This window comes from Paracoccus angustae (assembly GCF_042648745.1).
In the GTDB taxonomy this organism is placed as follows: domain Bacteria; phylum Pseudomonadota; class Alphaproteobacteria; order Rhodobacterales; family Rhodobacteraceae; genus Paracoccus; species Paracoccus angustae.
The window spans coordinates 131666-154254 of the sequence record NZ_JBHRXY010000006.1; the positions used below are offsets into that span (position 1 = coordinate 131666).

A 22589-nucleotide genomic window follows, 5' to 3' on the forward strand; every position below is an offset into this window, starting at 1 on the left:
GACCCCATGGCTATGATCACCCTGCGCCAGCTTCTCGACCACGCGGCCGAGAACGGCTACGCGGTTCCCGCCTTCAACATCAACAACATGGAGCAGGGTCTGGCGATCATGACCGCAGCAGCGGCGACGAAATCGCCGGTGATCCTGCAAGCCAGCCGGGGCGCGCGGGCCTATGCCAACGACCTGGTGCTGGCGGGGCTGATCCAGGGGTTCGCCAAGGCCTTCCCCGACATCCCGCTGTGCATGCACCTGGACCACGGCAACGGGCTGGCGACCTGCGCCACCGCCATCCAGAACGGCTTCACCAGCGTGATGATGGACGGCAGCCTCAAGGCCGACGGCAAGACCCCCGCCGATTACGACTACAACCGCGACGTGACCGCCAAGGTGGTCGAAATGGCCCATGCCTGCGGCGTGTCGGTCGAGGGAGAGCTGGGCGTCCTGGGTTCGCTGGAAACCGGCATGGGCGACCAGGAGGACGGCCACGGCGCGACGGAACAACTGGGCCACGACCAGCTTCTGACCGACCCGGACGAGGCCGTGCGTTTCGTGAACGACACCGGCGTGGACGCGCTGGCGATCGCCATGGGCACCTCGCACGGCGCCTACAAGTTCTCGCGCAAGCCCGACGGCGACATCCTGGCGATGCACGTGATCGAGGAAATCCACACCCGCCTGCCCAACACTCACCTGGTGATGCACGGCTCGTCCTCGGTCCCCGAGGATCTGCAACAGATCATCAACAGCTATGGCGGCGACATCAAGCCCACCTGGGGCGTCCCGGTCGAGGAGATCCAGCGCGGCATCAAGCACGGCGTGCGCAAGGTCAACATCGACACCGACAACCGCCTGGCGATGACCGCCGCCATCCGCAAGGTGTTTTCGGAAGAACCCTCCGAATTCGATCCGCGCAAGTATCTCAAGCCCGCGATGCAGATGATGAGCCAGGTCTGCAAGGACCGCTTCGAGGCCTTCGGCACGGCGGGCAACGCCGACAAGATCGTCCCGCTGCCGTTGTCGGTGATGGCCTCGCGCTACTGATCCCGGGGGACAAGGAAGGGAAGGGGCCTCGCCACCCGGCGGGGCCCCTTTTCATCGGCCGCCCATCGTGTCGGGCCGGATCGGGCCCCCGGGACATCGCGCGGTTCGGGCATCAACCCTGCAAGGCAGTCCCGCCGCGGCGGCGTCCTTGCGGACAAGAGTCCCGTCCCCTGAAACTTCTGCGCCCCTTGGCTGTTGTTCTACATGCATCTGACAAGGGAGTGCCGAATGGTCCAGGAACCCAAACCCAGCCGTGGCATGCCTCGCTCGCTGCTTTACGCCCTGATCCCGGCGGGCTTTCTTCTCATGGTCGCCTTTATGGTGCTGTCGGGACGGGACACCACGGAAACCGCGGCCGAGGCGGCGGCCGAGCAGGGGGTGACCCCGACCCAGGCGACCGAAGGCATGGCGGAACCGGCGGACTGACGCCCCGGCGGCGCCCCTGACGATCGGCCAGGGCGCCCGGGGACGGGCGGTCCATGCCCGCTTGACGCCACGGTCCGCATCGGCCATGCCGCGTCCATGCTGCGCATCGACGACATCTCGTATTCCATCCAGGGCCGCCCCTTGTTCGAGGGGGCCTCGGCCACCATTCCCGAAGGCCACAAGGTCGGCCTGGTCGGTCCCAACGGCGCGGGCAAGACCACGCTGTTCCGCCTGATCCGGGGCGAACTCAGCCTTGACGGCGGGGATATCGGCCTGCCTTCCCGCGCCCGCATCGGCGGCGTCGCGCAGGAGTCGGCTGCCACCGACAGTTCGGTCCTGGACACCGTGCTGGCCGCCGACACGGAACGCGCCGCCCTGCTGGCGGAAAGCCACACCGCCACCGACCCCCACCGCATCGCCGAAATCCAAACCCGGCTGGCCGACATCGACGCCTGGTCGGCCGAGGCGCGGGCGGCCTCGATCCTGGACGGCCTGGGCTTCTCGACGGCGGACCAGATGCGGCCGACGGCCGACTTTTCCGGCGGCTGGCGGATGCGGGTGGCGCTGGCGGGGGTGCTGTTCGCGCAGCCCGACCTGCTGCTGTTGGACGAACCGACCAACTATCTGGACCTGGAAGGCGCGCTGTGGCTGGAAACCTATCTGGCGCGCTATCCGCACACGGTTATCATCATCAGCCACGACCGCGACCTGCTGAACCGCGCGGTGGGCCATATCCTGCATCTCGAGAACCGCAAGCTGGTGCTTTATACCGGCGGCTATGACGACTTTGCCCGGATGCGGGCCGAACGCCGCGCCTTGCAGGCCGCCGAGGCGAAGAAGCAGGCCGACCGCCGCGCGCATCTGCAAAGCTTCGTGGACCGCTTCCGGGCCAAGGCCTCCAAAGCCCGCCAGGCGCAGGCCCGGGTCAAGATGCTGGCCAAGATGGATCCGATCACCGCCCCCGAGGAAGCCAAGTTCCACCGCTTCGGCTTTCCGCAGCCCGAGGAACTGTCGCCCCCCATCATCGCGATGGAGGGGGTCGGCGTCGGCTATGACGGGCGCGCGGTGCTGCGCAAGCTGTCGCTGCGCATCGACCAGGACGACCGGATCGCGCTGCTGGGCCGGAACGGCCAGGGAAAATCCACGCTTTCGAAGCTCCTGGCCGAACGCCTGCCCGCGATGGAAGGCAGGCTGACCCGCTCGTCCAGACTGCGCATCGGCTATTTCGCGCAGCATCAGGTGGACGAACTGGACCTGGCGGAAACGCCGCTGACCCATGTCCGCCGCCTGCGCCCGGACGAGGGCCAGGCCAGGCTGCGCGCCCGGCTGGCCGGCTTTGGCCTGATGGAGGCGCAGGCCGAGACAAAGGTGGGCCAGCTTTCCGGCGGGCAGAAGGCCCGGCTGTCGCTGCTGATCGCCACCATCGACGCGCCGCACCTGCTGATTCTGGACGAACCGACCAACCACCTGGACATCGAATCCCGCGAGGCGCTGACCGAGGCGCTGAACGACTATACCGGCGCGGTGGTGCTGGTCAGCCACGACATGCACCTGCTGGCGCTGGTCGCGGACCGGCTGTGGCTGGTCAAGGACGGCGCGGTGGCCCCTTACGACGGCGACCTGGACGATTACCGCCGCTTCCTGCTGGGCGGGGACGAGCCGAAGGCGGTCGAGGAAAGGCCCAAGGCCGCCCCGAAGCGCGCCCCCCGCGACGAGCTGCTGGCGCTCCGCGCCGAGGTCCGCCGGGCCGAGGAGCGCGTCCAGAAGCTGACGGACATGCTGGAAAAGCTGGACGTGAAGCTGGCCGACCCGATGCTTTACAACGACCCGCACGAGGCGAAGCGGTGGTCCGCCAAGCGCGCCGAGGCGGTGCAGGCCATGGCGCGGGCCGAGGATCTGTGGATGGCCGCGCTTGAAAACCTGGACGGGGCCGAGCGCGGATAGCTGTTGCCCAAATGCGCCGCCCCGGCAATGATGACGGCGGGACGGCGCGTCGCGCCTTGTGCGGATCGACGATTCGACCCTAGGAAGCGGGGACATCCCGCCGACCCTCCCTGAAGGATCCGACCATGAAACACATGCTGGCCCTTGCCGTTCTTGCCGCATCCGCTGCCACGGGTGCCCATGCGCAGGATTTCGGCTTTGCTGGCCGCGAATTCTCGGTCGATCTGGGGGTCGGCGTGGATGTGGGCCCCGATTATCCGGGTTCCGACGATGCCGAGGCGGGGCCCTGGCTGATCTGGCGCAACGCGGGCTTCGGCACGCCGGGAACCAATGAAAGCGAAGGCTTCGCGATTTCCCCGTCCTTCAACACGGTGGGCGAACGCGAGGCGTCGGACAACGGCGACCTGGCGGGGATGGAGAACATCGACCGCGCCTACGAACTGGGGTTGAGGGTCAGCTACGGCACCGGCCCGTTGACGGCCTTCGGATCGGTCCGCAGGGGGTTCGACGGCCACGAGGGCGTGACCGGAGAGATCGGGGCCAAGTACCGCACCGACCTGTCGGACCGGGTGTCGCTGTGGTCGGGCCTGTCGCTGGGTTATGGCAACGGCGATTACAACGACACCTATTTCGGCGTCGACCCGGCCGAGGCCCTTCCCCGCCGCCCCGCCTACGACATCGGCGGCGGCTTCAACAAGGCCTCGATCACCTTCGAGGCGCGCTATGCCCTGACCGAAAACCTCGCCGTCTTGGGCGAGGTCGAATACGGCAAGCTGATCGGCGACGCGGCGGACAGCCCGGTCGTGCAGGACGAATACCAGCCCTCGCTGAAGCTGGGCATCGTGCGCAGGTTCTCGTTCGGGTTCTGATCGCGCAGAGTTCGCGAAAAGGGCCGCGGCGGGAACCGCGGCCTTTTGCATCGGCGCATTGCCCTTGGATCAGGAACATGTCCCGTGCAAGCGGGGCGGGAGGTCATGGCTATGGACGAGGTCGCACGCGGGAACGACTGTTTCGTGGCGTGGCGTGGCGTGGCGTGGCGTGGCGTGGCGTGACGTGACGTGGCGGATCTGGACGGCCGCACGGTCAGTATGGATCGTCTGTTCGACAAGATGTCGGCGCGGCTTGATAGCATAAACCGGCATGGGCATGGCGACGGGCACTGATGATCTGGACCGGCTCCGCGCCGAAACGAACAGGCTCAATGCCGAGAACTTGCTGCGTTGCCGGAACGGCGTTCCCGATCGCTGCGCTTCGGGGATCCCGATCACCTTGTCGATGGCTCTGACAGGTTTCCCGATCGCAAGCGACTTGTGATCCTGGTTCCAGGATCCTTGCTGCCGACAACAGGAACAAAGTCATGCGTGTCGAGGTTTGGAGCGGGTGAAGGGAATCGAACCCTCGTATTCAGCTTGGGAAGCTGCTGCTCTACCATTGAGCTACACCCGCGTGAGGCTTTCGCTACCGCATGGGACGCGCGGCGTCAAGCGTCAGACCAGGCCCATTTCCGCCAGCGCCGCCGCCATCTGCGGCGGCAGGGCGGCGTCGCCCGCGCGGCCGCGCGGCATGTCGGCGGGGGCGTCTTTCGCATCCAGATAGCGCCAGCCCTGGAAGGGCCGGCGGGGCACGGCGGTGACGGAAATCAGGTCGCGGTCCAGGATCAGGGCGCAGCGGCGGATGCCGTCGTCGTGGCGGTGTTCGTCCAGCCGCACGATCCGCTGGCGGGCCAGCATCACGCCCTTGAACACCCAGAAGATCGACCCGCCCGTCAGCAGTTCCTCCTCGCGCTTGGGCCACATGCGGGTGACGTGAACGGCATGTCCGTCGCCGAAGCGGCGCTGCCAGTCGGCCAGATCGTCGGGGCCTTCGGCGCCCACGCAAAGCTTCATAAGGTGGAGTTGTGCTGACATGGCCGCAAGATAAGGGGTGCCCGGCGGCGTCACAAGGCCGCCGCAAAAGGAAAAGGCCGCGCGGAACGGCGCGGCCTTTCCAAAGCGCGAAAGGGAACGGTCAGAGCTCGTCCAGGGCCTCGACGGCCTTCTCCAGTTCTGCCTTGGTGACGGTCTTTTCCTCGACCTTGGCCTGCTCGGCGATGTGATCGACGACCTTGTCCTCGAAGATCGGGGCGCGCAGCTGCTGCTGCACGGCCTGGTTCTGCTGGACGAACTCGAAGAAGGCGCGTTCCTGGCCGGGATACTGGCGGGCGGCGCGCAGCACGGCCTGGGTCATCTCCTGGTCGGTGACGGTCACTTCGGCCTTTTGGCCGATCTCGGCCAGCAACAGGCCCAGGCGGACGCGGCGCTCGGCCAGCTTCTTGTGCTCCTCGGTGGGCTCGATGCTGCCGTGGTTGTGGTCGTGGACCTCGGGGTTTTCCTCGTGCCACAGCTGATGGGCGATCTGGTGCGCCTCGGCCTCGACCAGCGATTCGGGCAGGTCGAACTTCACCTTCTCGTCCAGCTGGTCCAGCAGGGACCGCTTCAGGATCGCGCGGGCGGCGCCGGCATATTCCTGTTCCAGACGGCCGGCGATCTGCTTTTTCAAAGCCTCCAGATCCTCGGCGCCGAACTTCTTGGCCAGCTCGTCGTCGATGGCGGCTTCCTTGGGTTCCTTCACCGCCTTCACGGTGCATTCAAAGGTGGCTTCCTTGCCCGCCAGGTGCTGGGCGCCGTATTCCTCGGGGAACTTGACGGAAACGGTCACGTTGTCGCCTTCCTTGGCGCCGACAAGCTGATCCTCGAAGCCGGGAATGAAGCTGTTCGAGCCCAGAACCAGCGGGTAATCCTCGCCCGCGCCGCCCTCGAAGGCCTCGCCATCGACAAAGCCCTTGAAGTCGATCACCACCTGGTCGCCGCTTTTGGCCTTGCTGCCCTTTTTGCGGTCCTCGAAGGACTGCGCGGATTTCGCCAGGTTCTCGAGCGCCTCGTTGATCGCGGTCTCCTCGGCGGGCACGGTCAGCTTTTCCAGGGTCAGGCTGGACAGGTCCACCTCGGGGATCGGGGGCAGCGCCTCGTAGGAGACGTTGACAACCACGTCGTCGCCTTCCTTCCAGCTTTCGCCGTTCTGCATCTCGACCTTGGGTTGGGTCGCGGGGCGGTCGCCGGATTCGTCCAGGTGCTTTTTCAGCGCGCCGTCGATGGCTTCCTGCATGGCGTCGCCCAGGATGCGCGGGCCGAACTGCTTCTTCAGCATGGCCATCGGCACCTTGCCCTTGCGAAAGCCCTTCATCTCGACTTCGGGCTGCGCTTCCTTCAGCTTCGCATCGACCGTCGCGGCCAGATCGGCTGCCGGCAGGGTGAACTGGTAGCCCCGCTTGAGACCTTCGTTCCGGGTTTCCTTGACCTGCATCATCGTCCTCGTGCCATAAGGGCCGCCACAGCCGGGGCGGCCTGAAAAATTCCCGCCCTTCTAGTCGCGGGGGCGCGCGGCTGCAAGCGGAACTGCGGCGCGGGCCGGGGCGTTGATGCCGGACCGTCCCTTCACATGCCGCAGGCCCGCCATGACCCGTATCAGCGCCATCCTTGCCACCAGTCTTCTTGCGTTCAGTGCGGCCTGGGCGCAAACCGCCCCGGTTCCCGCCGTCGACCAGCCGCGCGCCGTGAACGAGGCGCCCGCCGCGCGGACCGAGGTGCAGGGCCAGTCGGGCGAGGGCGCGTGTCCGACAGCCGACGCGGTGGCGCAGCCCGCAACTCGGCCGCAGCCGGGCGCGGGCGGGACAGATCCCAACAACACCGGCTCGACCGGGTGGACCGGCGGCACGGGCGGTTCGCAGATCGGCACGAACGCGCAGGGGGCCGTGCCGGCCTCGCCCACCTGGCAGCCTCCCACGGCAAGGGGGCTGGATCTGGCCGGCCGGGCCGAGCCTGCCGCGATGCAGGCCGCCCCGGATTGCTGATCGGTTCAGGATTTCTGATCAGTTCAGAACCGGGGGCTGCGGTTCGGCATCGTCCAACCGCAGGCGCAGCCCGTCGCGGTTGAAGAATTCCCCGTCGCGGATCAGCGTCCGGTCGCCGTTCAGGGCGCGGACAAGCTGGTCCAGCCGGTCGCGGGCGATGTCGTCGGCCACCAGCCCCTCGCGCCCGGCCCGGAACATCACGACGCCGTTCCAGGGCGCGCCGGATCCGTCCAGATGGGCGGCCATGTCCGGCCAGCGGATCTCGTCCCCGATCACATGCAGATGCGCGGATTTCAGCAGGTCCACGCGCCCGCCCTCGATGCCCAGCAGCACGATCAGCACGGTGAATCCGTCCGTTTCGGCATAGGTCGCCCGCACCCAGTCGTCGAAATCGGTGTCGCTCATGGCTGGCCTTCGGATCGTGGCGGAAGGGAATGGGAGTCGAACCCACCCGGGACAGTCTCGCTGCCCCAACCGGAGTTGAAGTCCGGCCGCCCCACCGGGGACGATTCCCTTCCAGACGCGCCGAACAGGTCGGCGCGATGGGGGTTGATGCGCCGTAAATCGCCCCGGCGCAAGGTCAGGCCGTGGCGGTCGAAGAAATCGAGGATCTCGATGGCGACCTTGCGGCCGTTCTGGACCCGGTCGCGGAAAGCGGGGGCGGTGAACCAGCCGTCGGGGGCCTGCGCCGCGACATCGTGGATGATCGACACCATTTCCGCCGTGACGGTGCGCGCGAAGAAATGGTCGTGGGCGATCTGGTCGGTGCGGCCCAGCTTTTGCGTCAGGCGCAGGATCCGGCGGACCTCGCGTTCGTCGATCCCCATCTCGGTGGCAAAGTCGCGCACGCGCGGCGGACGAAAGCGGCTGTCGCCCAGCAGCGCCGGGGCGATGCGGTCCCACAGGGCCTCGTCCTCGGGCGTCAGGCGGACCTCGTGGCCGGGCAGTCGGACAAAGGCGCCCTCAAGGGTGGCGCGGCCTGCGTCGGACTGGGCGCGCAGGAAGGCGAGAAAGGCCTCCTTCGGCAGGCGCGGTTGCAGTTGCAGGCGCAGGCGCTCGCGGCCAAGGCCCGGCAGGTCGGGGTTGTCCTCGTGGAACTGCGACAGGATGGCGGTCAGCCCCGCTTGCAGCGCGTCCAGCATCCCGCGGCCGATCGCCAGATCGGCGATGGTGGCCGCATCGGCATCGCGGACGGCTTGCGCCAGCGCGGGACGGGACAGGCTGCGGTCGCGGGCGAAGGCGGGCAGATCGACTGGGGCCACGGCCAGCATGGCCGACAGCGCGGCACCGGGGTTTTCGGCGCGGGCGGCGTCGATCAGCGCCAGCCGGTCCGGTGTCCGGCGCTTGCGGGCGGGCGGGCGCAGATCCAGGAAGCGTCCGCCGCCGATGGTCCGGCTGGCCGAGACATCGCGCAGGATGAAGCGGTCATGCACCGCCGCGGCAACGGCCCGGTCCAGCACGATCTGCACCGGGCCGCCGCCGCTGGGCCGGATGGGGTCCGACAAGGGAACGATGCGCGCGCCCGCCTCGACCGCGTGGCTATGCAGGCGGGCGGGAAACCAGGTGCCGATGGGCTTGGGTTCCGAGTCCAGCACCGTCAGCCAGCCGTCGATGCGGTCGGTCGGCGCGTGCAGCGCGGGGGCCAGCACCACGTCGCCGCGCCGGATGGCGTCCTTGCCGACCGCCTCTCCGGCCAGGTTCAGCGCGCAACGCTGTCCGGCCAGCCCTTCGGTCGCGGGGCGGTTCTGGGCATGGATGGCGCGGATGCGGGCGGCCAGCCCGGTGGGGCTGACCACAACGAGATCGCCCACGGCCACGCGCCCGGTCAGGACGGTGCCGGTCACGACGGTGCCCGCGCCGGACAGGGTGAAGCTGCGGTCCACGGCCAGCCGCATGGGGCCGTCGGCGTGGCGGGCGGCGGTTTCCCTCTCGGCCGCGGTCAGGGCGGCGCGGAGGGCGTCGATGCCCTCGCCCGTCAGAGAGGAGACCGGCAGGATCGGCGCGTCGTGCAGGGCGGTACCGGCCAGCGCCTTTCGGATTTCCGCCGCGACCGTCGTCCGCCGGGGCGCGTCAGCCAGATCGGCCTTGGTCAGCGCCACGATGCCGCGCGTGATGCCCAGCAGGTCCAGGATCGCCACATGCTCGCGCGTTTGCGGCATCACGCCGTCGTCGGCGGCCACCACCAGCAGCGCCAGGTCGATGCCGCCCGCGCCCGCCAGCATGGTGTGGATCAGGCGTTCGTGCCCCGGCACATCGACAAAGCCCGTGACCGCGCCGCCGCCAAGGTCGGCATAGGCGAAGCCCAGGTCGATGGTGATGCCGCGGGCTTTTTCCTCGGCCAGGCGGTCGGCGTCGGTGCCGGTCAGCGCCTTGACCAGGGCCGTCTTGCCGTGGTCGATATGCCCCGCCGTGCCGACGATCATGCCGACAACGCGTCCAGCAGGTCGCTGTCGCGGTCCAGCGTCCGCAGGTCCAGGATCAGCGCGCCGTCGCGGATATGGCCGACAACGGGCCGAGGCAGGGCGCGCAGCCGCGCCGCCAGCCGGTCGGGCGCGTCGCCGCCCGCGCCCGTGATCCGCAGCCCGGCGGACGGGATGGTGTCCGTGGGCAGCGACCCCGACCCGATCTGGCTGGCGCAACCGGTCGCGGTCACGGCGAAATCCGGCAGCAGCGCGGCCACCTGCGGGGCCAGCCGCGCCGCCTGGGCGGCGATGTCGGGTCGCGGGCGCGACAGGTGGCGCAGCACAGGCAGGCGTTCGGCCAGCCGGTCGGGGTCGCGGTACAGACGCAAGGTCGCCTCCAGCGCCGCGATGCGGATCTTGTCCAGGCGGACGGCGCGTTTCAGCGGATTCCTGTTGATCTGCGCGATCAGGTCGCGGCGACCGACGACAAAGCCCGCCTGCGGTCCGCCCAGCAGCTTGTCGCCGGAAAAGGTGATCAGGTCCGCGCCCTCGGCCACCGCCTCGGCCACGGTGGGCTCGCGGCGCAGACCGTAAGCGGCCAGATCGGCCAGCGACCCGGAGCCGAGATCGTTCAGCAGCACCACGCCCGCCTTTTTCGCGATCTGCGCCAGGTCGGGGGCGGGGACTTCGGCGGTAAAGCCCTCGATCCGGTAGTTCGAGGTGTGGACCTTGAGGATCAGTCCCGTCTCGGCCGTGATCGCCCCTTCGTAGTCGCGGGGATGGGTGCGGTTGGTGGTGCCGACCTCGACCAGATGCGCCCCGGCGCGCGCCATGATGTCGGGCATCCGGAACGCCCCGCCGATCTCGATCAGTTCGCCGCGCGACACGATGGCCTGCCGGCCCTGGCCGAAGGTGTTCAGCGCGATCAGCACGGCGGCGGCGTTGTTGTTGACGATGGTGGCGTCCTCGGCCCCCGTCAGTTCGCAAAGAAGCCCGCGCAGGTGGTCGTCGCGCTGTCCGCGCCCGCCGGTGTCGAGGTCGAATTCCAGGGCCAGCGGCGCGGCCATGGCGGCGCTGGCGGCGGCGATGGCGTCATCCGCCAGAATGGCGCGGCCCAGGTTGGTGTGCAGAACGGTGCCGGTCAGGTTCAGCATCGGGCGCAGCCGGGACTGCGCGGCGGCCGCCAGGTCGGCGGCCAGCAGATGCGGCAGGCGCGCGGCCTCGGCGCCGCCGTCGGCGCCGCCCTTGATCGCGGCCCGGGCGGCGTCCAGCCGGGCGCGCAGGGCGCCTGTCACCGCCGCGCGGCCGTGGCTGTCGATCAGCGCCTGCCCCAGGGGGGACAGCAGCACCTGATCGACCGAGGGCAGGGCGCGGAAGCCCGTCATCAATAGCCCGCGATAAAGGGGTTGAAGCCGCCGCGCCGGAAATCCGTGTCCTTCATCAGCATGTCCAGGCCCAGGCTGGACACGTCGTCGGCAATCGGGTCCAGGCTGGGGTTCTTGTTCTGATAGAGGATCTTCACCCAACTGCCGCATTCGCCGCACAGTTCCGCCTTCACCGTCGCCTCGTCCGTTTCGACGCTGCGATAGCTGATGCCCTTGGTGGAACCGCAGCAAAGGCAGACCACGCGCACCTCGTTCCACCGGGTCGCGCAGCAGCCGCAGGTCGCATAGCGGGTGCTTTCGATGCCCGCCGCGCCCATCACGGAGGAGGTGGCCGGCCGCCCGCCGCAGGTCGGGCAGGTGCCCGTCCCGATCCTGACCAGTCGCGTCGCGTCCAGCGTGGCCGCCAGCTGCGCCAGATGCACCTGCACCGCCGCGGCGACGAACAGGTGCGGGGCGGCGCTGTCGTCCGGGATGCGGTCCGACAGGATGTTGTCCAGAAGCCAGTGCCGATCGGCAATCCCCGCCGCCGTCACCGCCGACAAGGCCAGCCGCGCGGGTTCGGGCATGTCCAGCGACGCCGCCTCGGCAAGGAAGCGGTCCAGCGTGGCGTGCATTCCTTCGTCCGCCGCCAGGGCCGCGCGGTCGATGGGGGGCATGCGGCTTTCGCGGGCGATGCGGATGCGGTCGGCGGGAACCGGCGTCACGGCGGGCAGGTCGCGCGCCAGCGGCGCCTGCAAGCCGGTCAGGTCCGCCAGAAACCGCAGAAAGGGCGCCAGATTGCCGCCATGATCCGCCAGAAAGGCGAACCGCCCGGCGCGCTTGTCGAAAAGCGCCGCGGCTTCGGGCAAAAAAGCCAGCGGCGCCGTGGGGACGCCGCCGATGACCGAAGGATCGGGATTGAGAGTGCTGTTCATGTTTTCTCCGGGCCGGACCGGCCACTTGCCGTTCGGGCTATTCTGCCGGGCCGTTCGAACGCCGTCCAGCCAGTTCGCGCAGCCATTTGCGGTGGTGGCGATAGGCCCAACCGCCGGTGACGGTGCCCCGCGTCATCGCCCGCAGGGTGCCGCGCGTCCAGAAGGCCGCATAGACATGCAGGATGAAGACCAGGATGATCGCCACCGCCGCCAGCGAATGGGTCAGCACCGCCCAGCGGCGGATGGGGATCGTCACCAGTTCGCCGAAGAACTGTTCCCAGATCATCACGCCCGAGACGATCAGCACGACAATCAGGATCGTCATGGCCCAGAAGATGAACTTCTGCCCGGCATTGTACTTGCCAAGCTCGGGCAGGTTCTCCTCGTTGCCCTTCATCACGTCGCCGATCTGCGCGACCCAGGTGGTATCCTCGGGTTTGGGCAGGTTCAGACGCCACAGCTGAACGAACATCACCATGAAGCTGACGAACAGCACCACGCCGATGACCGGATGCAGCCAGCGGGCGTTCTGCCCGCCGCCGAACAACCCGGTCAGGAAATACAGCGACGGGTGGAAGAACGCCAAGCCAGAGATCAGCAGCAGGATCAGCGTGACCGCCGTGATCCAGTGGTTCGCCCGGATGAAGCCCCGGTAGCGGCTGACCGTCACCGGCTTGACGGATTCGATCCGGTCGCCCGGTTCGGAATAGATCGGGCGTGGCATCACACATTCTCTCCGTCGTCGGCGGACCGCACCAGCTTCTCGGCCTCGCGCTCCTCGTGCTCGGCCACCTTGTTGGCGCGGGCGAAGATGCCGTGGATCGCGGCGCCGACCGCAGCCACCCCCATCACCGCCAGACCGGCGGTCTTGGTGATCCCCTTCCAGCCTTCCACCACCGGCGAGATGCGCGGATTGTCCGGCAGCCCGTCATAGATCGAGGGTTTGTCCGCATGGTGCAGCACATAAAAGACATGCGTGCCGCCGACGCCGGGGGGATCGTAGATCCCGGCATTGTCGTAGCCGCGGGACTTCAGATCCTCGACCCGTTCGTTGGCGTGCGCGATCATGTCGTCCTTGGTGCCGAAGACGATCGCCTGCGTGGGGCAGGCCTTGGCGCAGGCCGGGCCCTGGCCCACGGCCACGCGGTCGGAACACAAGGTGCATTTGTAGCTCTTGTGATCGACCTTGCTGATGCGGGGGATGTCGAAGGGGCAGCCGGTCACGCAATAGCCGCAGCCGATGCAGTTCTCGTGGATGAAATCGACGATGCCATTGGAATACTGCACGATGGCGCCGGGCGCCGGGCAGGCCTTGAGGCAGCCCGGATCCTCGCAATGCATGCAGCCGTCCTTGCGGATCAGCCATTCCAGGTTGTCGGTTTCCGGGTTCACCCATTCGGTGAAGCGCATCAGGGTGAACATGTCGGGCGTCAGGTCGTGGGGGTTCTCGTAAATCCCCACGTTCTCCTCGACCTCGGGCCTTGTGTCGTTCCACTCGATGCAGGCCGACTGGCAGGCCTTGCAGCCGATGCATTTGGACACGTCGATCAGCTTGGCGACCTTTGTCAGCTGCCGTTCGGGCTGCGGCACGTCCTTGGTGGCCGAGATGCGGACCACGTCGGAAGGCAGCAGGTTCGACCCGACGGGCTGAACCGGCGGGTTGGAAACCGCCGTTCTGGGTTGGGGCGCGGTTTCGCTCATGCCACCGGCTCCTCGGCTGAGGGTTCGATATTGACCATGAAGGCCTTGAATTCAGGCGTTTCCACGTTCGCGTCGCCGACCTGCGAAGACAGGCTGTTCGGGCCGAAGCCCTTGCGCGCCGCGCCCATGAAGCCCCAGTGCAGCGGGATGCCGATCACGTGAACGGTCTTGCCGTCGATCTGCATCGGCCGGATCCGCTTGGTCACGAGAGCCTTGGCCCAGACCTCGCCCCGCTTGCTCCAGACGCGGACGCGGCCGCCCCGCTCGATGCCCCGCTCGGCCGCCAGCTCCTCGCTGATCTCCACGAAGAACTCGGGCTGCAACGCGGCGTTCACCGGGTTGTGCTTGGTCCAGTAGTGGAAATGCTCGGTCAGGCGGTACGAGGTCGCGACGCAGGGGAATTCGGGATCCCCGATGGCCGCGAACTTCTCGGCATCGGATTCGAAGACCCGCGCCACGGGGTTGCCCCGCATCCGCGCGTTGAACGGGTTGGCGATGGGGGCCTCGAAAGGCTCCATATGCGTGGGGAAGGGGCCGTCCCGCATCATGCCCCGGCTGAACAGGCGCGAAACGCCTTCGGGGTTCATGATAAAGGGATGGACCTCGCCCGGCTTGGCCGTGACCGGGATGTCCGGCACGTCATAGCCTTCCCATTTCTCGCCCGTCCATTCGATGATCTTGCGCGACGGATCCCAGGGCCTGCCCTGCGGATCGCAGGACGCGCGGTTGTACAGGATCCGACGGTTCGCGGGCCACGAAAAGGACCAGTTGAGAAAGGCGCCGGTGTCGCCGGGGTCCGAGTTGTCCCGCCGCGCCATCATGTTGCCGGCCTCGGTCCAGCTGCCGGCATAGATCCAGCAGCCGCCCATGGTGGTGCCGTCGTCGCGGTAATGCCCGAAGCTGGCAAGCTGCTGCCCGGCCTCGGCCACGACCTTGGCGGGATCGGCGGTGTCGTAAACGGTCGCCAGCGCGCGGCCGTTCATTTCCTTGGCCAACTCGTCGGGCATCGGCTCGTTCGGGTCGGCATAGTCCCAGGTCAGGTTCAGGATCGGGTCGGGGAAAACCCCGCCTTCCTCCTGGTAAAGCTTTCTCACCCGCTGGAAGATGTTGGCCATGATCCAGGTGTCGTGCTTGGCCTCGCCCGGCGGGGTCGCGCCCGCCCAGTGCCATTGCAGCCAGCGGCCCGAGTTGACCAGCGCGCCCTCGTCCTCGGCGAAGCAGGTGGTGGGCAGTTCCAGAACCTCGGTCTGGATGGACGCGGTGTCCACGTCGTTGTGGACGCCGTGGTTTTCCCAGAAATGCGAGGTTTCGGTGGCCAGCGGATCCATGACCACCAGCATCTTCAGCTTGGAAAAGGCCTCGGTCAGCTTGCCGCGGTTGGGGAAGGACAGGATCGGGTTGAAGCCCTGGCAGAAATACAGGTTCACCTTGCCGTTCGCCATCAGCTCGAACATGCGCATCCCGTCATAGGCGGGCACGTCGAGCTTCGGCAGATAGTGATAAGCCCAGTCGTTTTCGGCCGTGGCGGCATCGCCCCACATGGCCTTCATGAAGCTGACCATGAACTTGCTGTAGTTCTGCCAATAGCTGGTCTGGCCCGGCAGGATCGGCTTGAAGCCGCGGGTGGACATGTAGGTCGCCCAGTCCGCTTCCTTTTCCGTCGGGATGTTGAGGTATCCCGGGATCAGGTTCGACATCAGCCCGATGTCAGTCAGGCCCTGGATATTGGAATGGCCCCGCAGCGCGTTCATGCCGCCGCCCTGGACGCCGATGTTGCCCAGGATCAGTTGCAGCATCGCCATGCCGCGGATGTTCTGCGCGCCCTTGGAATGCTGGGTCCAGCCAAGCGCATACATCGAGGTCATGTTTTTCGTCGGCGTCGAGCATTCGCCGATCATGCCGCAGATGTCGAGGAACTTGTCGCGCGGCGTGCCGCAGATGCGCTCCACGAATTCGGGGGTGTAGGCGTCCACATGCGCCTTGAGCAGGTTCCAGACGCAGCGGGGATCCCGAAGCGTGGGGTCGGTCTGCACAAAGCCGTCCGGTCCCAGCTTGTAGTCCCAGGAGGACTTGTCGTAGTCGCGCTTTTCCTCGTCATAGCCGGTGAAAAGCCCGTCGGACCAGCCGAACTCGTCCTTCACCAGGAACGAGGCGTTGGTGTAGTTGCGGACGTATTCCCACTGCACCTTGTCGTTTTCGATGCACCAGCGGATCACGCCCATCAGGAACACGATGTCGCTGCCCGGACGGATCGGCGCATAATAGTCCGACACGGAGGCCGTGCGGGTATAGCGCGGATCGACCACGATCAGCTTGGCGCCGCGATGCGCCTTGGCCTCGGTCACCCACTTGAAGCCGCAGGGATGCGCTTCGGCGGCGTTGCCGCCCATGACGACCACGAGGTCGGTGTTCTTGATGTCGGTCCAGGAGTTGGTCATCGCTCCACGGCCAAATGTCGGGCCCAAACTGGACACCGTGGGGCCGTGTCAGACGCGCGCCTGGTTGTCGAATCCGACGATCCCCATGGACCGGACCGTCTTGTAGGTCAGCCATGCGGTTTCGTTTGTCGTTGCCGATGCCGCCAGAAAGCCGGTCGTCGTCCAGCGGTTGACGGGCACGCCCGCCTCGTTGGTCTGGATGAAGTTGGCGTCGCGGTCGGTCTTTATCGCGCGGGCGATCTTGTCCAGCGCCTCGTCCCAGGTGATGTCCTGGAATTCGCCGGCCCCCGCGGCGCGATAGCGCGGCTTGGTCAGGCGCGTCGGCGCATGGACGAAATCCTTCAGCGCCGCGCCCTTGGGGCAGAGCGTGCCGCGGTTCGTCGGGTGGTCCGCGTCGCCCTCGATATGGATCAGCTCGGCGGTTTCGCCCGCCTTCACGTCACCCTTGGAATACATGATGATCCCGCAGGCGACCGAGCAGTAGGGGCAGGTGTTGCGCGTTTCCGTGGTCGTGGCCAGCTTGAAGGCGCGCACATGCGCCTGTTCCGCCGCCTCGGCCTCGCCGAAGCCCATGGCCCCCAGCGACGTCGCCGCAACCCCCGCACCCGCCAGCCGTAAGAAGCCGCGGCGCGAAAGGTCGATGTTCATAACCCCTCCTGCTGCCTGTCGATAGATAGGTACCGGGGAAGTTTGCTGACCGGACGGTCAAAAGTCAAGACGGGAAAGCAGCCTGAGGAAAGGGCCGGAGTCCTGAAGACCGACTAAAAAGTTTCATAAAATCATCTGGATATCAGGTGTTGATGGAACAGGCGCTTTTCTGCAGACAGGGCTTGTTTCATCCTTGAGGGTTCTCATGTTCAAACCGATCATTGCCGCCTGCGCCATCCTGTCGATGGCGGGCTGCGCAACCATTACGCGCGGATCGAACGACACGCTTGTCGTCAACTCGACCCCCACCGGGGCGCAGGTGAAAATGAGCGACGGGCAGACCTGCAACAACACGCCCTGTTCGTTCAAGGTGCCGCGCAAGTCCGAACTCAACGTGCTGGTCACGAAAGAGGGCTGCAAGCACCAGCAGATCCGCGTCACGAACCGGGTGGCCCCCGGCGGCAGCGCCGCGATGGCGGGCAACGTGTTCGTCGGCGGAATTATCGGCGCGGGCGTGGACGCCAGCAGCGGCGCGATGCTGGACTTGGTGCCAAACCCGGTCGAGGTGACGCTGGACTGCCGCTGAAGCACGACGGGGACCGGGCTGCGCTTGGCGCGGCCTGCGACCTGGGCACCGGGGATTTCTGGTGCGCGGCGAGGGACTCGAACCCCCACGCCGGAGCGGTTGGACCTAAACCAACTGCGTCTACCAATTCCGCCAGCCGCGCACACGCCCAGCCTTACGCCGGGACGGGCGGGGCGGTCAACGGGTCATCGCGGCGGCGATCCGCGCCGCAAGGCGGGCGTTGTTCAGGACAAGGGCGATGTTGGAGGCGAGAGACCGCCCCTCGGTCAGTTCGAAGATGCGTTGCAGAAGAAAGGGCGTGACCTCCTTGGCGGCGATGCGCCGGGCTTCGGCCTCGGACAGGGCCTGCTCGATGAAAGGGCCGATCACGTCGGCGGGGATCTCGGCCTCCGGCGGGATGGGGTTGGCGACCAGTTGCCCGCCTTTCAGGCCAAGGCGCGCGCGCATGGCGGCGGCGGCGGCGATCTGGTCCGCGCTGTCCATGCGCAGGGGCGCCCTGATGCCGCTGGACCGCGACCAAAAGGCGGGCAGCTCGTCCTGACCATAGGCGATCACCGGGACGCCCAGGGTTTCCAGCACCTCCAAGGTCTTGGGCAGGTCCAGGATCGCCTTGGCGCCCGCAGCCACCACCGTGACCGGCGTTTGCGCCAGTTCCCGCAGGTCGGCGGAAATGTCGAAGCTGGTTTCCGCCCCGCGATGCACGCCGCCGATGCCGCCGGTGGCAAACACGCGGATGCCCGCCAGACGCGCGCAGATCATCGTTGCGGCGACAGTGGTGGCGCCGGTGCGGCCATTCGCCAGGCAGACGGCCAGATCGGCGCGCGACAGCTTCATGGCCTGGTCCGAGGGCGTCTGCGCCAGGGCCTGCAAGGCGCCGTCCGTCAGCCCCGCATGGATCTGCCCGCCCATCACGGCGACGGTGGCGGGCACCGCGCCGCCGTCGCGGATCGCCTGCTCTACCTGGCGCGCCATGTCCAGGTTCTGCGGATAGGGCATACCGTGGGTGATGATCGTCGATTCCAGGGCCACGACCGGACGGCCGGCGGCAAGCGCGTCCCCGACTTCGGGCGAAAGGGTGAGGGGGGCGGTCATGGGACGTCCTTTCCAGAAACATGGGCGGCGGCGGCCTCGACGGCCTGGCGCAGGGCCGCGTCGCGCGGCCGGCCCGCCAGTTCGGCGGCCAGATGGGCCGCAAGGAAACAGTCTCCGGCCCCGGTCACGCGGGCCACGGCGACGGGCGGCGGGGGGCAGGTCAGGGCGGGCGCGCCAGCCATCGCCTCGGCCGCGGGGCGGGGACCGTCGGTCACAAGCACGCGCGCCGCGCCGCGCGCCACCACGGCCTGCGCGGCGGTGGCGGCGTCGGAACAGGCGCGGCCCGCGAGGATCTCGGCCTCGAGCCGGTTGAGATAGAAGCAGCCGCGGCGGGCGGCGATCAGGGACTCCAGCCGCTCGGCCTTGCCGGGGCTGGCGGGAACCACGCGCAGGTCGGCCCCGGCAAGGCGGGGGTCGCGGGCAACGGCGTCCAGCAGATCGGCGGTTAGGTTGCCGTCCAGGACGACCGGGGCGGTCCAGCCCGACAGCGCGGCGTCCAGCGGCGTCAGGATCGCCGTGCCCGCGTTCTCAAGGCTGTGGACATCGGCAATGGCGGCGATCAGGCCCTCGCTGTCCTCGATGCCCATATAGGTGTCGGTGGGCAGCCCGGTGTCGCGGGCCAGATGCGCGGTGATAACGCCCAGCCGTTCGGCCTCGGCCACAAGGGCGCAGCCTTCCGGGTCGCGGCCGACGGCGGACAGGACGGCGGGGCGCAGTCCCCGGCGGGCGAGCGCCACGGCCACGTTCAGCGCCACGCCGCCGGGAATGTGGCGGATGCGGCCCGGCACGTCGGCCCCCGGCGCCATCCGGTGCGGCGCGCGGCCGATCACGTCCCACAGCATCGCGCCGATGCACAGGATGTCGGGGCGGGCGGTCATTCCTCTGTCCAGCTTTGCATCTCGGCTTCCAGAAAGCGTTCGAAATCGTCGAGGTCCACCGGATCGAACTGCCCGAAGCCCCCCATCCAGACCGAGGCCGCGCGCATCCCGTCGGGGTCCAGCTTGCACCAGGTGATCCGCCCCCGGCGTTCCTGCCGGATCAGCCCCGCCGCCGCAAGCACCGCGAGGTGCTTCGAGATGGCGGCAAGGCTCATGGCGAAGGGCGCGGCCACGTCGCTGACGGCCATGTCGTCCTCCAGCAGCATGGACAGGACGCGCCGCCGGGTGGGATCGGCCAGGGCCGCGAAGATCATGTCCAGCCGGTCGGGCAAGGGGGTGGTCATCCGTGTCCTTGGGCCGCCGCGGGCCGGAATGGTCAACTATGCGGTTGAATAATGTCGAGCCGGGCCGGGGATTGCAAGCCGCGGTCCGCAAAGGGCGGATTTTGGAATATCGTTTCAGCACAAAGGCTTGGCGGACGATCTCAGTTGCTTGACTCGGGGCGTGTTCCAACCTAGACACCCCCCCAACCGACACGGGGGCGTGACAGATGGCCGAGAAGCCCCGGAACGACGCGGACAAGGCGGCCGATGCCGCCCGCCTGCGCGAACTGGAGGAGCGGCTGTCCAGAATGACCTCGAGGCCGGAGGCGGACACGCCGATGGCGGGCTATGACAAGGCGCATGTCGCCTGGCGCATGGTCACCGAGATCGTCGCCGGCATCGTGCTGGGCGCCGGGATCGGATACGGGTTGGATTGGCTGTTCGGCACGTTGCCGGTCATGCTGATCCTGTTCATACTTCTCGGCTTCGTGGCCGGCATCAAGGTGATGATGCGCACGGCGGCCGAGCTTGGCAGCACGTCCGGCAAGCCGCCGGGCACCGACGAGAGGGACTGATCGTGGCGACAGAAGCGCAAGGCGAGGCAACCGGCCTGTCTTTCCATCCGATGGACCAGTTCATCGTGCGCCCGCTGTTCAGCGACGGTGATGTCCACTGGTACACGCCCACCAACGTGACGCTGTGGCTGTTCGCCGTGGTGCTGGCCACCCTGGCCCTGCTGGTGCTGGGCACCCGCGGCCGCGCCATCGTGCCGAACCGCAGCCAGTCCATCGCCGAGATGGCTTATGGCATGATCCACAAAATGGTGGGCGACATCGCGGGCAAGGACGGGCTGAAATACTTTCCCTACATCATGACGCTGTTCATGTTCGTGGTTTTCGCCAACTTCCTGGGCCTGCTGCCCATGGCCTTCACGGTGACCTCGCATATCGCGGTGACGGGGGTTCTGGCGCTGGCGGTGTTTCTGACCGTGACGGCCATCGGCTTCGCCAAGAACGGCGCGCATTTCCTGGATCTGTTCTGGGTCCGCTCGGCGCCCCTGGCGATCCGCCCGGTGCTGGCCGTGATCGAGGTGATCAGCTATTTCGTGCGTCCCGTCAGCCATTCCATCCGACTTGCGGGCAACATGATCGCGGGCCACGCCGTGATCAAGGTCTTCGCCGGCTTCGCGGCCATTGCCGCCGTGGCGCCCATCTCGATCATCGCGGTTGTGGGGATGTATGCCTTTGAAGTCCTGGTGGCCTTCATCCAGGCATACGTGTTCACCATTCTGACCTGCGTTTACCTCAAGGACGCGCTGCACCCGTCGCACTGAACCGGCGCGCAGCATTCCTGGCGGCGCCGACCCGCGCCGCCTTCACCCTGATTTCACCACTTCCAACCGCAAGGAGCATCATCATGGAAGGCAATATCGGAGAACTGGGCCAGTACATCGGCGTCGGCCTGACCGCCATCGGCATGGGCGGGGCCGCCATCGGTGTGGGCAACGTCGCCGGCAACTTCCTGGCGGGCGCGCTCCGCAATCCGTCGGCCGCCGCCGGCCAGACCGCCACGCTGTTCATCGGCATGGCTTTCGCCGAAGCCCTGGGGATCTTCTCGTTCCTGGTCGCGCTTCTGCTGATGTTCGCGGTCTGATCCCAAGCCATCCTTGCGGCGGGGTGGGGTTTCGCCCCGCCCCTTCGTGACTTTCAAGGCCAGGGGTTTGGCATATGATCAGCCTGTTGCAAGAGGCCGCCAGCACCGCGGCCGAACATACCGAAAGCGTGGCGTCGTCTGTCGCGCATGGCGAGACCGAGACGGCCACGGGCTTGCCCCAGCTGGATCTGACCTCCTTCGGGAACCAGATCTTCTGGCTGGTCATCGCCATGGTCGTTCTTTACTGGGTCGTCGCCAAGGTCGCGCTGCCGCGCATCGGCGCCGTCCTGTCCGACCGCCAGGGCGCCATCACCGGCGACCTGATGGCGGCCGAAGAATTCAAGCTGAAGGCGAAAGAGGCCGAAGCCGCCTATGACAAGGCCTTGGCCGACGCGCGCGCCGAGGCGGGCAAGATCGTCGCGGCGAACCGCGCGGAAATCCAGAAGGAACTGGACGCCGCCATCGCCCATGCCGATGCCGAGATCGCCGCGCGCCTCGCGGAATCCGAACAGCGCATCCGGCAGATCCGCGATTCGGCCGTCAACGACGCCCGCGAGGTTGCCCGCGATGTCACCGCCGAACTGGTCCGCGCCTTTGGCGGCGTGGTCGATCAGGCTGCGGTGGACGGGGCGGTGGACAGCCGCATGAAGGGAGCCCTGCAATGAAGAAGCTTGCCGTTCTTGCCGCCGGCCTGACCGCGAGCCCGGCCTTCGCCGCGACGGGTCCGTTCTTCTCTCTGGGGAACACGGACTTCATCGTCCTGGTTTCGTTCCTGGTTTTCGTGGGCATCCTGCTGTACTTCAAGGTGCCCAGCCGGATCGGCGCCCTGCTGGACCAGCGCGCCCACGGCATCCGCCGCGACCTGGACGAGGCCAAGCGCCTGCGCGAGGACGCGCAGGAGATCTATGCCAGCTTCGAACGCCGCCAGCGCGAGGTGGCGGGCCAGGCCGAGCAGATCGTGGCCAATGCCAAGCGCGAGGCCGAGGCGCAGGCCGCCAAGGCGAAGGCCGACCTCAAGACCTCGATCGAGCGCCGCCTGAAGGCTGCCGAGGACCAGATCGCCAGCGCCGAAAGCGATGCCGTGCGCGCGGTGCGCGACCGGGCCGTGCAGGCGGCGGTGGCTGCGGCCTCGGCCCTGCTGGCGCAGCAGGTGGCGGCCGGACAGCGGTCCGCCGGGATCGACGACGCCATCGAAGACGTGGCGCGCCGGTTGAACTGACATCGGGCGGACAGTGGTCAGAAAAAACCCCCGGTCGAAAGACCGGGGGT

At 67.7% G+C, this 22589-nt stretch carries 23 protein-coding genes, 3 tRNA genes and 1 pseudogene; 12 read left to right on the forward strand and 15 right to left on the reverse strand.

The annotated features are described in order from the left end of the window. Positions 1 to 6: 6 nt before the first annotated feature. The 5 genes from fba to ACFOM8_RS10115 all read left to right on the forward strand — a co-directional run bounded on the left by fba (position 7) and on the right by ACFOM8_RS10115 (position 4725). Positions 7 to 1041 carry a class II fructose-bisphosphate aldolase gene (fba, locus tag ACFOM8_RS10095; RefSeq protein WP_377761230.1) on the forward strand — a complete coding sequence of 345 codons (1035 nt, stop codon included), beginning with the start codon at positions 7 to 9 and terminating at the stop codon, positions 1039 to 1041. A 258-nt stretch (positions 1042 to 1299) separates the two neighbouring features. After that, positions 1300 to 1467, forward strand: a complete 168-nt coding sequence (locus ACFOM8_RS10100) for a hypothetical protein (protein WP_377761231.1) — start codon at positions 1300 to 1302, stop codon at positions 1465 to 1467. 96 nt (positions 1468 to 1563) lie between these two features. Continuing rightward, complete coding sequence (locus tag ACFOM8_RS10105) at positions 1564 to 3411, forward strand: ABC-F family ATP-binding cassette domain-containing protein (protein WP_377761232.1); 1848 nt, start codon at positions 1564 to 1566, stop codon at positions 3409 to 3411. A 125-nt stretch (positions 3412 to 3536) separates the two neighbouring features. Next, positions 3537 to 4280: a MipA/OmpV family protein gene (locus ACFOM8_RS10110; RefSeq protein ID WP_377761233.1), complete on the forward strand. Its 744-nt coding sequence runs from the start codon at positions 3537 to 3539 to the stop codon at positions 4278 to 4280. Positions 4281 to 4551: 271 nt separating this feature from the next. Beyond that, positions 4552 to 4725, forward strand: coding sequence for a hypothetical protein (locus ACFOM8_RS10115; RefSeq protein ID WP_377761234.1), 174 nt, complete (start codon positions 4552 to 4554; stop codon positions 4723 to 4725). A 58-nt stretch (positions 4726 to 4783) separates the two neighbouring features. Here the strand turns inward: ACFOM8_RS10115 and ACFOM8_RS10120 are convergent. The 3 genes from ACFOM8_RS10120 to tig form a co-directional block, all read right to left on the reverse strand. Then, positions 4784 to 4857: transfer RNA gene (locus ACFOM8_RS10120), tRNA-Gly, on the reverse strand. Positions 4858 to 4898: 41 nt separating this feature from the next. Beyond that, positions 4899 to 5318, reverse strand: a complete 420-nt coding sequence (locus tag ACFOM8_RS10125; RefSeq protein WP_377761235.1) for a DUF1489 family protein — start codon at positions 5316 to 5318, stop codon at positions 4899 to 4901. 100 nt (positions 5319 to 5418) lie between these two features. Beyond that, positions 5419 to 6753, reverse strand: a complete 1335-nt coding sequence (gene tig / locus ACFOM8_RS10130) for a trigger factor (RefSeq protein ID WP_377761303.1) — start codon at positions 6751 to 6753, stop codon at positions 5419 to 5421. Between the two features lie 151 nt (positions 6754 to 6904). Between tig and ACFOM8_RS10135 the strand changes: the two genes are divergently transcribed. Further along, a complete protein-coding gene (locus ACFOM8_RS10135; RefSeq protein ID WP_377761236.1) occupies positions 6905 to 7300 on the forward strand; it encodes a hypothetical protein in 396 nt (131 codons plus the stop codon). A gap of 18 nt (positions 7301 to 7318) precedes the next feature. Here the strand turns inward: ACFOM8_RS10135 and ACFOM8_RS10140 are convergent, their stop codons facing one another. The 8 genes and pseudogenes from ACFOM8_RS10140 to fdnG all read right to left on the reverse strand — a co-directional run bounded on the left by ACFOM8_RS10140 (position 7319) and on the right by fdnG (position 16788). Beyond that, the gene (locus ACFOM8_RS10140) at positions 7319 to 7705 is read right to left on the reverse strand and encodes a hypothetical protein (protein ID WP_377761237.1); all 387 of its coding nucleotides are present in this window, start codon (positions 7703 to 7705) and stop codon (positions 7319 to 7321) included. 17 nt (positions 7706 to 7722) lie between these two features. Continuing rightward, a tRNA-Sec gene (locus ACFOM8_RS10145) sits at positions 7723 to 7818 on the reverse strand. Positions 7819 to 7866: 48 nt separating this feature from the next. Continuing rightward, positions 7867 to 9723: pseudogene (selB, locus tag ACFOM8_RS10150) on the reverse strand (selenocysteine-specific translation elongation factor); the annotation flags it as partial. Then, positions 9720 to 11087: an L-seryl-tRNA(Sec) selenium transferase gene (gene selA / locus ACFOM8_RS10155; protein ID WP_377761238.1), complete on the reverse strand. Its 1368-nt coding sequence runs from the start codon at positions 11085 to 11087 to the stop codon at positions 9720 to 9722. The gene selA and the pseudogene selB, both read right to left, overlap by 4 nt. Further along, complete coding sequence (fdhE, locus tag ACFOM8_RS10160) at positions 11087 to 12001, reverse strand: formate dehydrogenase accessory protein FdhE (protein ID WP_377761239.1); 915 nt, start codon at positions 11999 to 12001, stop codon at positions 11087 to 11089. Before fdhE ends, selA begins: the two co-directional genes overlap by 1 nt. Before the next feature lie 37 nt (positions 12002 to 12038). After that, positions 12039 to 12725 carry a formate dehydrogenase subunit gamma gene (locus ACFOM8_RS10165; RefSeq protein ID WP_377761240.1) on the reverse strand — a complete coding sequence of 229 codons (687 nt, stop codon included), beginning with the start codon at positions 12723 to 12725 and terminating at the stop codon, positions 12039 to 12041. Then, on the reverse strand, positions 12725 to 13702 hold the full coding sequence (gene fdxH / locus ACFOM8_RS10170; RefSeq protein WP_377761241.1) for a formate dehydrogenase subunit beta: 978 nt from the start codon (positions 13700 to 13702) through the stop codon (positions 12725 to 12727). The genes ACFOM8_RS10165 and fdxH overlap by 1 nt, the downstream gene beginning before the upstream one ends. Beyond that, positions 13699 to 16788, reverse strand: a complete 3090-nt coding sequence (gene fdnG, locus ACFOM8_RS10175; protein WP_377761242.1) for a formate dehydrogenase-N subunit alpha — start codon at positions 16786 to 16788, stop codon at positions 13699 to 13701. Before fdnG ends, fdxH begins: the two co-directional genes overlap by 4 nt. 205 nt (positions 16789 to 16993) lie before the next feature. Between fdnG and ACFOM8_RS10180 the strand changes: the two genes are divergently transcribed. Next, the gene (locus tag ACFOM8_RS10180) at positions 16994 to 17374 is read left to right on the forward strand and encodes a translation initiation factor 2 (protein ID WP_377761243.1); all 381 of its coding nucleotides are present in this window, start codon (positions 16994 to 16996) and stop codon (positions 17372 to 17374) included. A gap of 59 nt (positions 17375 to 17433) precedes the next feature. On the opposite strand, the gene ACFOM8_RS10185 is transcribed toward ACFOM8_RS10180, so the two are convergent. The 4 genes from ACFOM8_RS10185 to ACFOM8_RS10200 all read right to left on the reverse strand — a co-directional run bounded on the left by ACFOM8_RS10185 (position 17434) and on the right by ACFOM8_RS10200 (position 19688). Further along, positions 17434 to 17516: transfer RNA gene (locus ACFOM8_RS10185), tRNA-Leu, on the reverse strand. Positions 17517 to 17551: 35 nt separating this feature from the next. Beyond that, positions 17552 to 18466: a pseudouridine-5'-phosphate glycosidase gene (locus ACFOM8_RS10190; RefSeq protein ID WP_377761244.1), complete on the reverse strand. Its 915-nt coding sequence runs from the start codon at positions 18464 to 18466 to the stop codon at positions 17552 to 17554. Beyond that, complete coding sequence (locus tag ACFOM8_RS10195) at positions 18463 to 19344, reverse strand: PfkB family carbohydrate kinase (RefSeq protein ID WP_377761245.1); 882 nt, start codon at positions 19342 to 19344, stop codon at positions 18463 to 18465. Before ACFOM8_RS10195 ends, ACFOM8_RS10190 begins: the two co-directional genes overlap by 4 nt. Further along, complete coding sequence (locus ACFOM8_RS10200) at positions 19341 to 19688, reverse strand: ArsR/SmtB family transcription factor (protein WP_377761246.1); 348 nt, start codon at positions 19686 to 19688, stop codon at positions 19341 to 19343. Before ACFOM8_RS10200 ends, ACFOM8_RS10195 begins: the two co-directional genes overlap by 4 nt. Before the next feature lie 206 nt (positions 19689 to 19894). On the opposite strand from ACFOM8_RS10200, the gene ACFOM8_RS10205 reads away from it, so the two are divergent. From ACFOM8_RS10205 to ACFOM8_RS10225, 5 genes are all read left to right on the forward strand, one after another. After that, on the forward strand, positions 19895 to 20242 hold the full coding sequence (locus ACFOM8_RS10205) for an AtpZ/AtpI family protein (protein WP_377761247.1): 348 nt from the start codon (positions 19895 to 19897) through the stop codon (positions 20240 to 20242). Between the two features lie 2 nt (positions 20243 to 20244). Further along, positions 20245 to 21000 (forward strand): F0F1 ATP synthase subunit A, encoded by a 756-nt coding sequence (locus tag ACFOM8_RS10210; RefSeq protein WP_377761248.1) that lies wholly within the window; start codon positions 20245 to 20247, stop codon positions 20998 to 21000. 83 nt (positions 21001 to 21083) lie between these two features. Then, positions 21084 to 21320 carry a F0F1 ATP synthase subunit C gene (locus tag ACFOM8_RS10215; RefSeq protein WP_090611015.1) on the forward strand — a complete coding sequence of 79 codons (237 nt, stop codon included), beginning with the start codon at positions 21084 to 21086 and terminating at the stop codon, positions 21318 to 21320. Positions 21321 to 21394: 74 nt separating this feature from the next. After that, positions 21395 to 21985 carry a F0F1 ATP synthase subunit B' gene (locus ACFOM8_RS10220; RefSeq protein WP_377761249.1) on the forward strand — a complete coding sequence of 197 codons (591 nt, stop codon included), beginning with the start codon at positions 21395 to 21397 and terminating at the stop codon, positions 21983 to 21985. After that, a complete protein-coding gene (locus ACFOM8_RS10225; protein ID WP_377761250.1) occupies positions 21982 to 22539 on the forward strand; it encodes a F0F1 ATP synthase subunit B in 558 nt (185 codons plus the stop codon). The genes ACFOM8_RS10220 and ACFOM8_RS10225 overlap by 4 nt, the downstream gene beginning before the upstream one ends. The last annotated feature ends 50 nt before the right edge of the window (positions 22540 to 22589 follow it).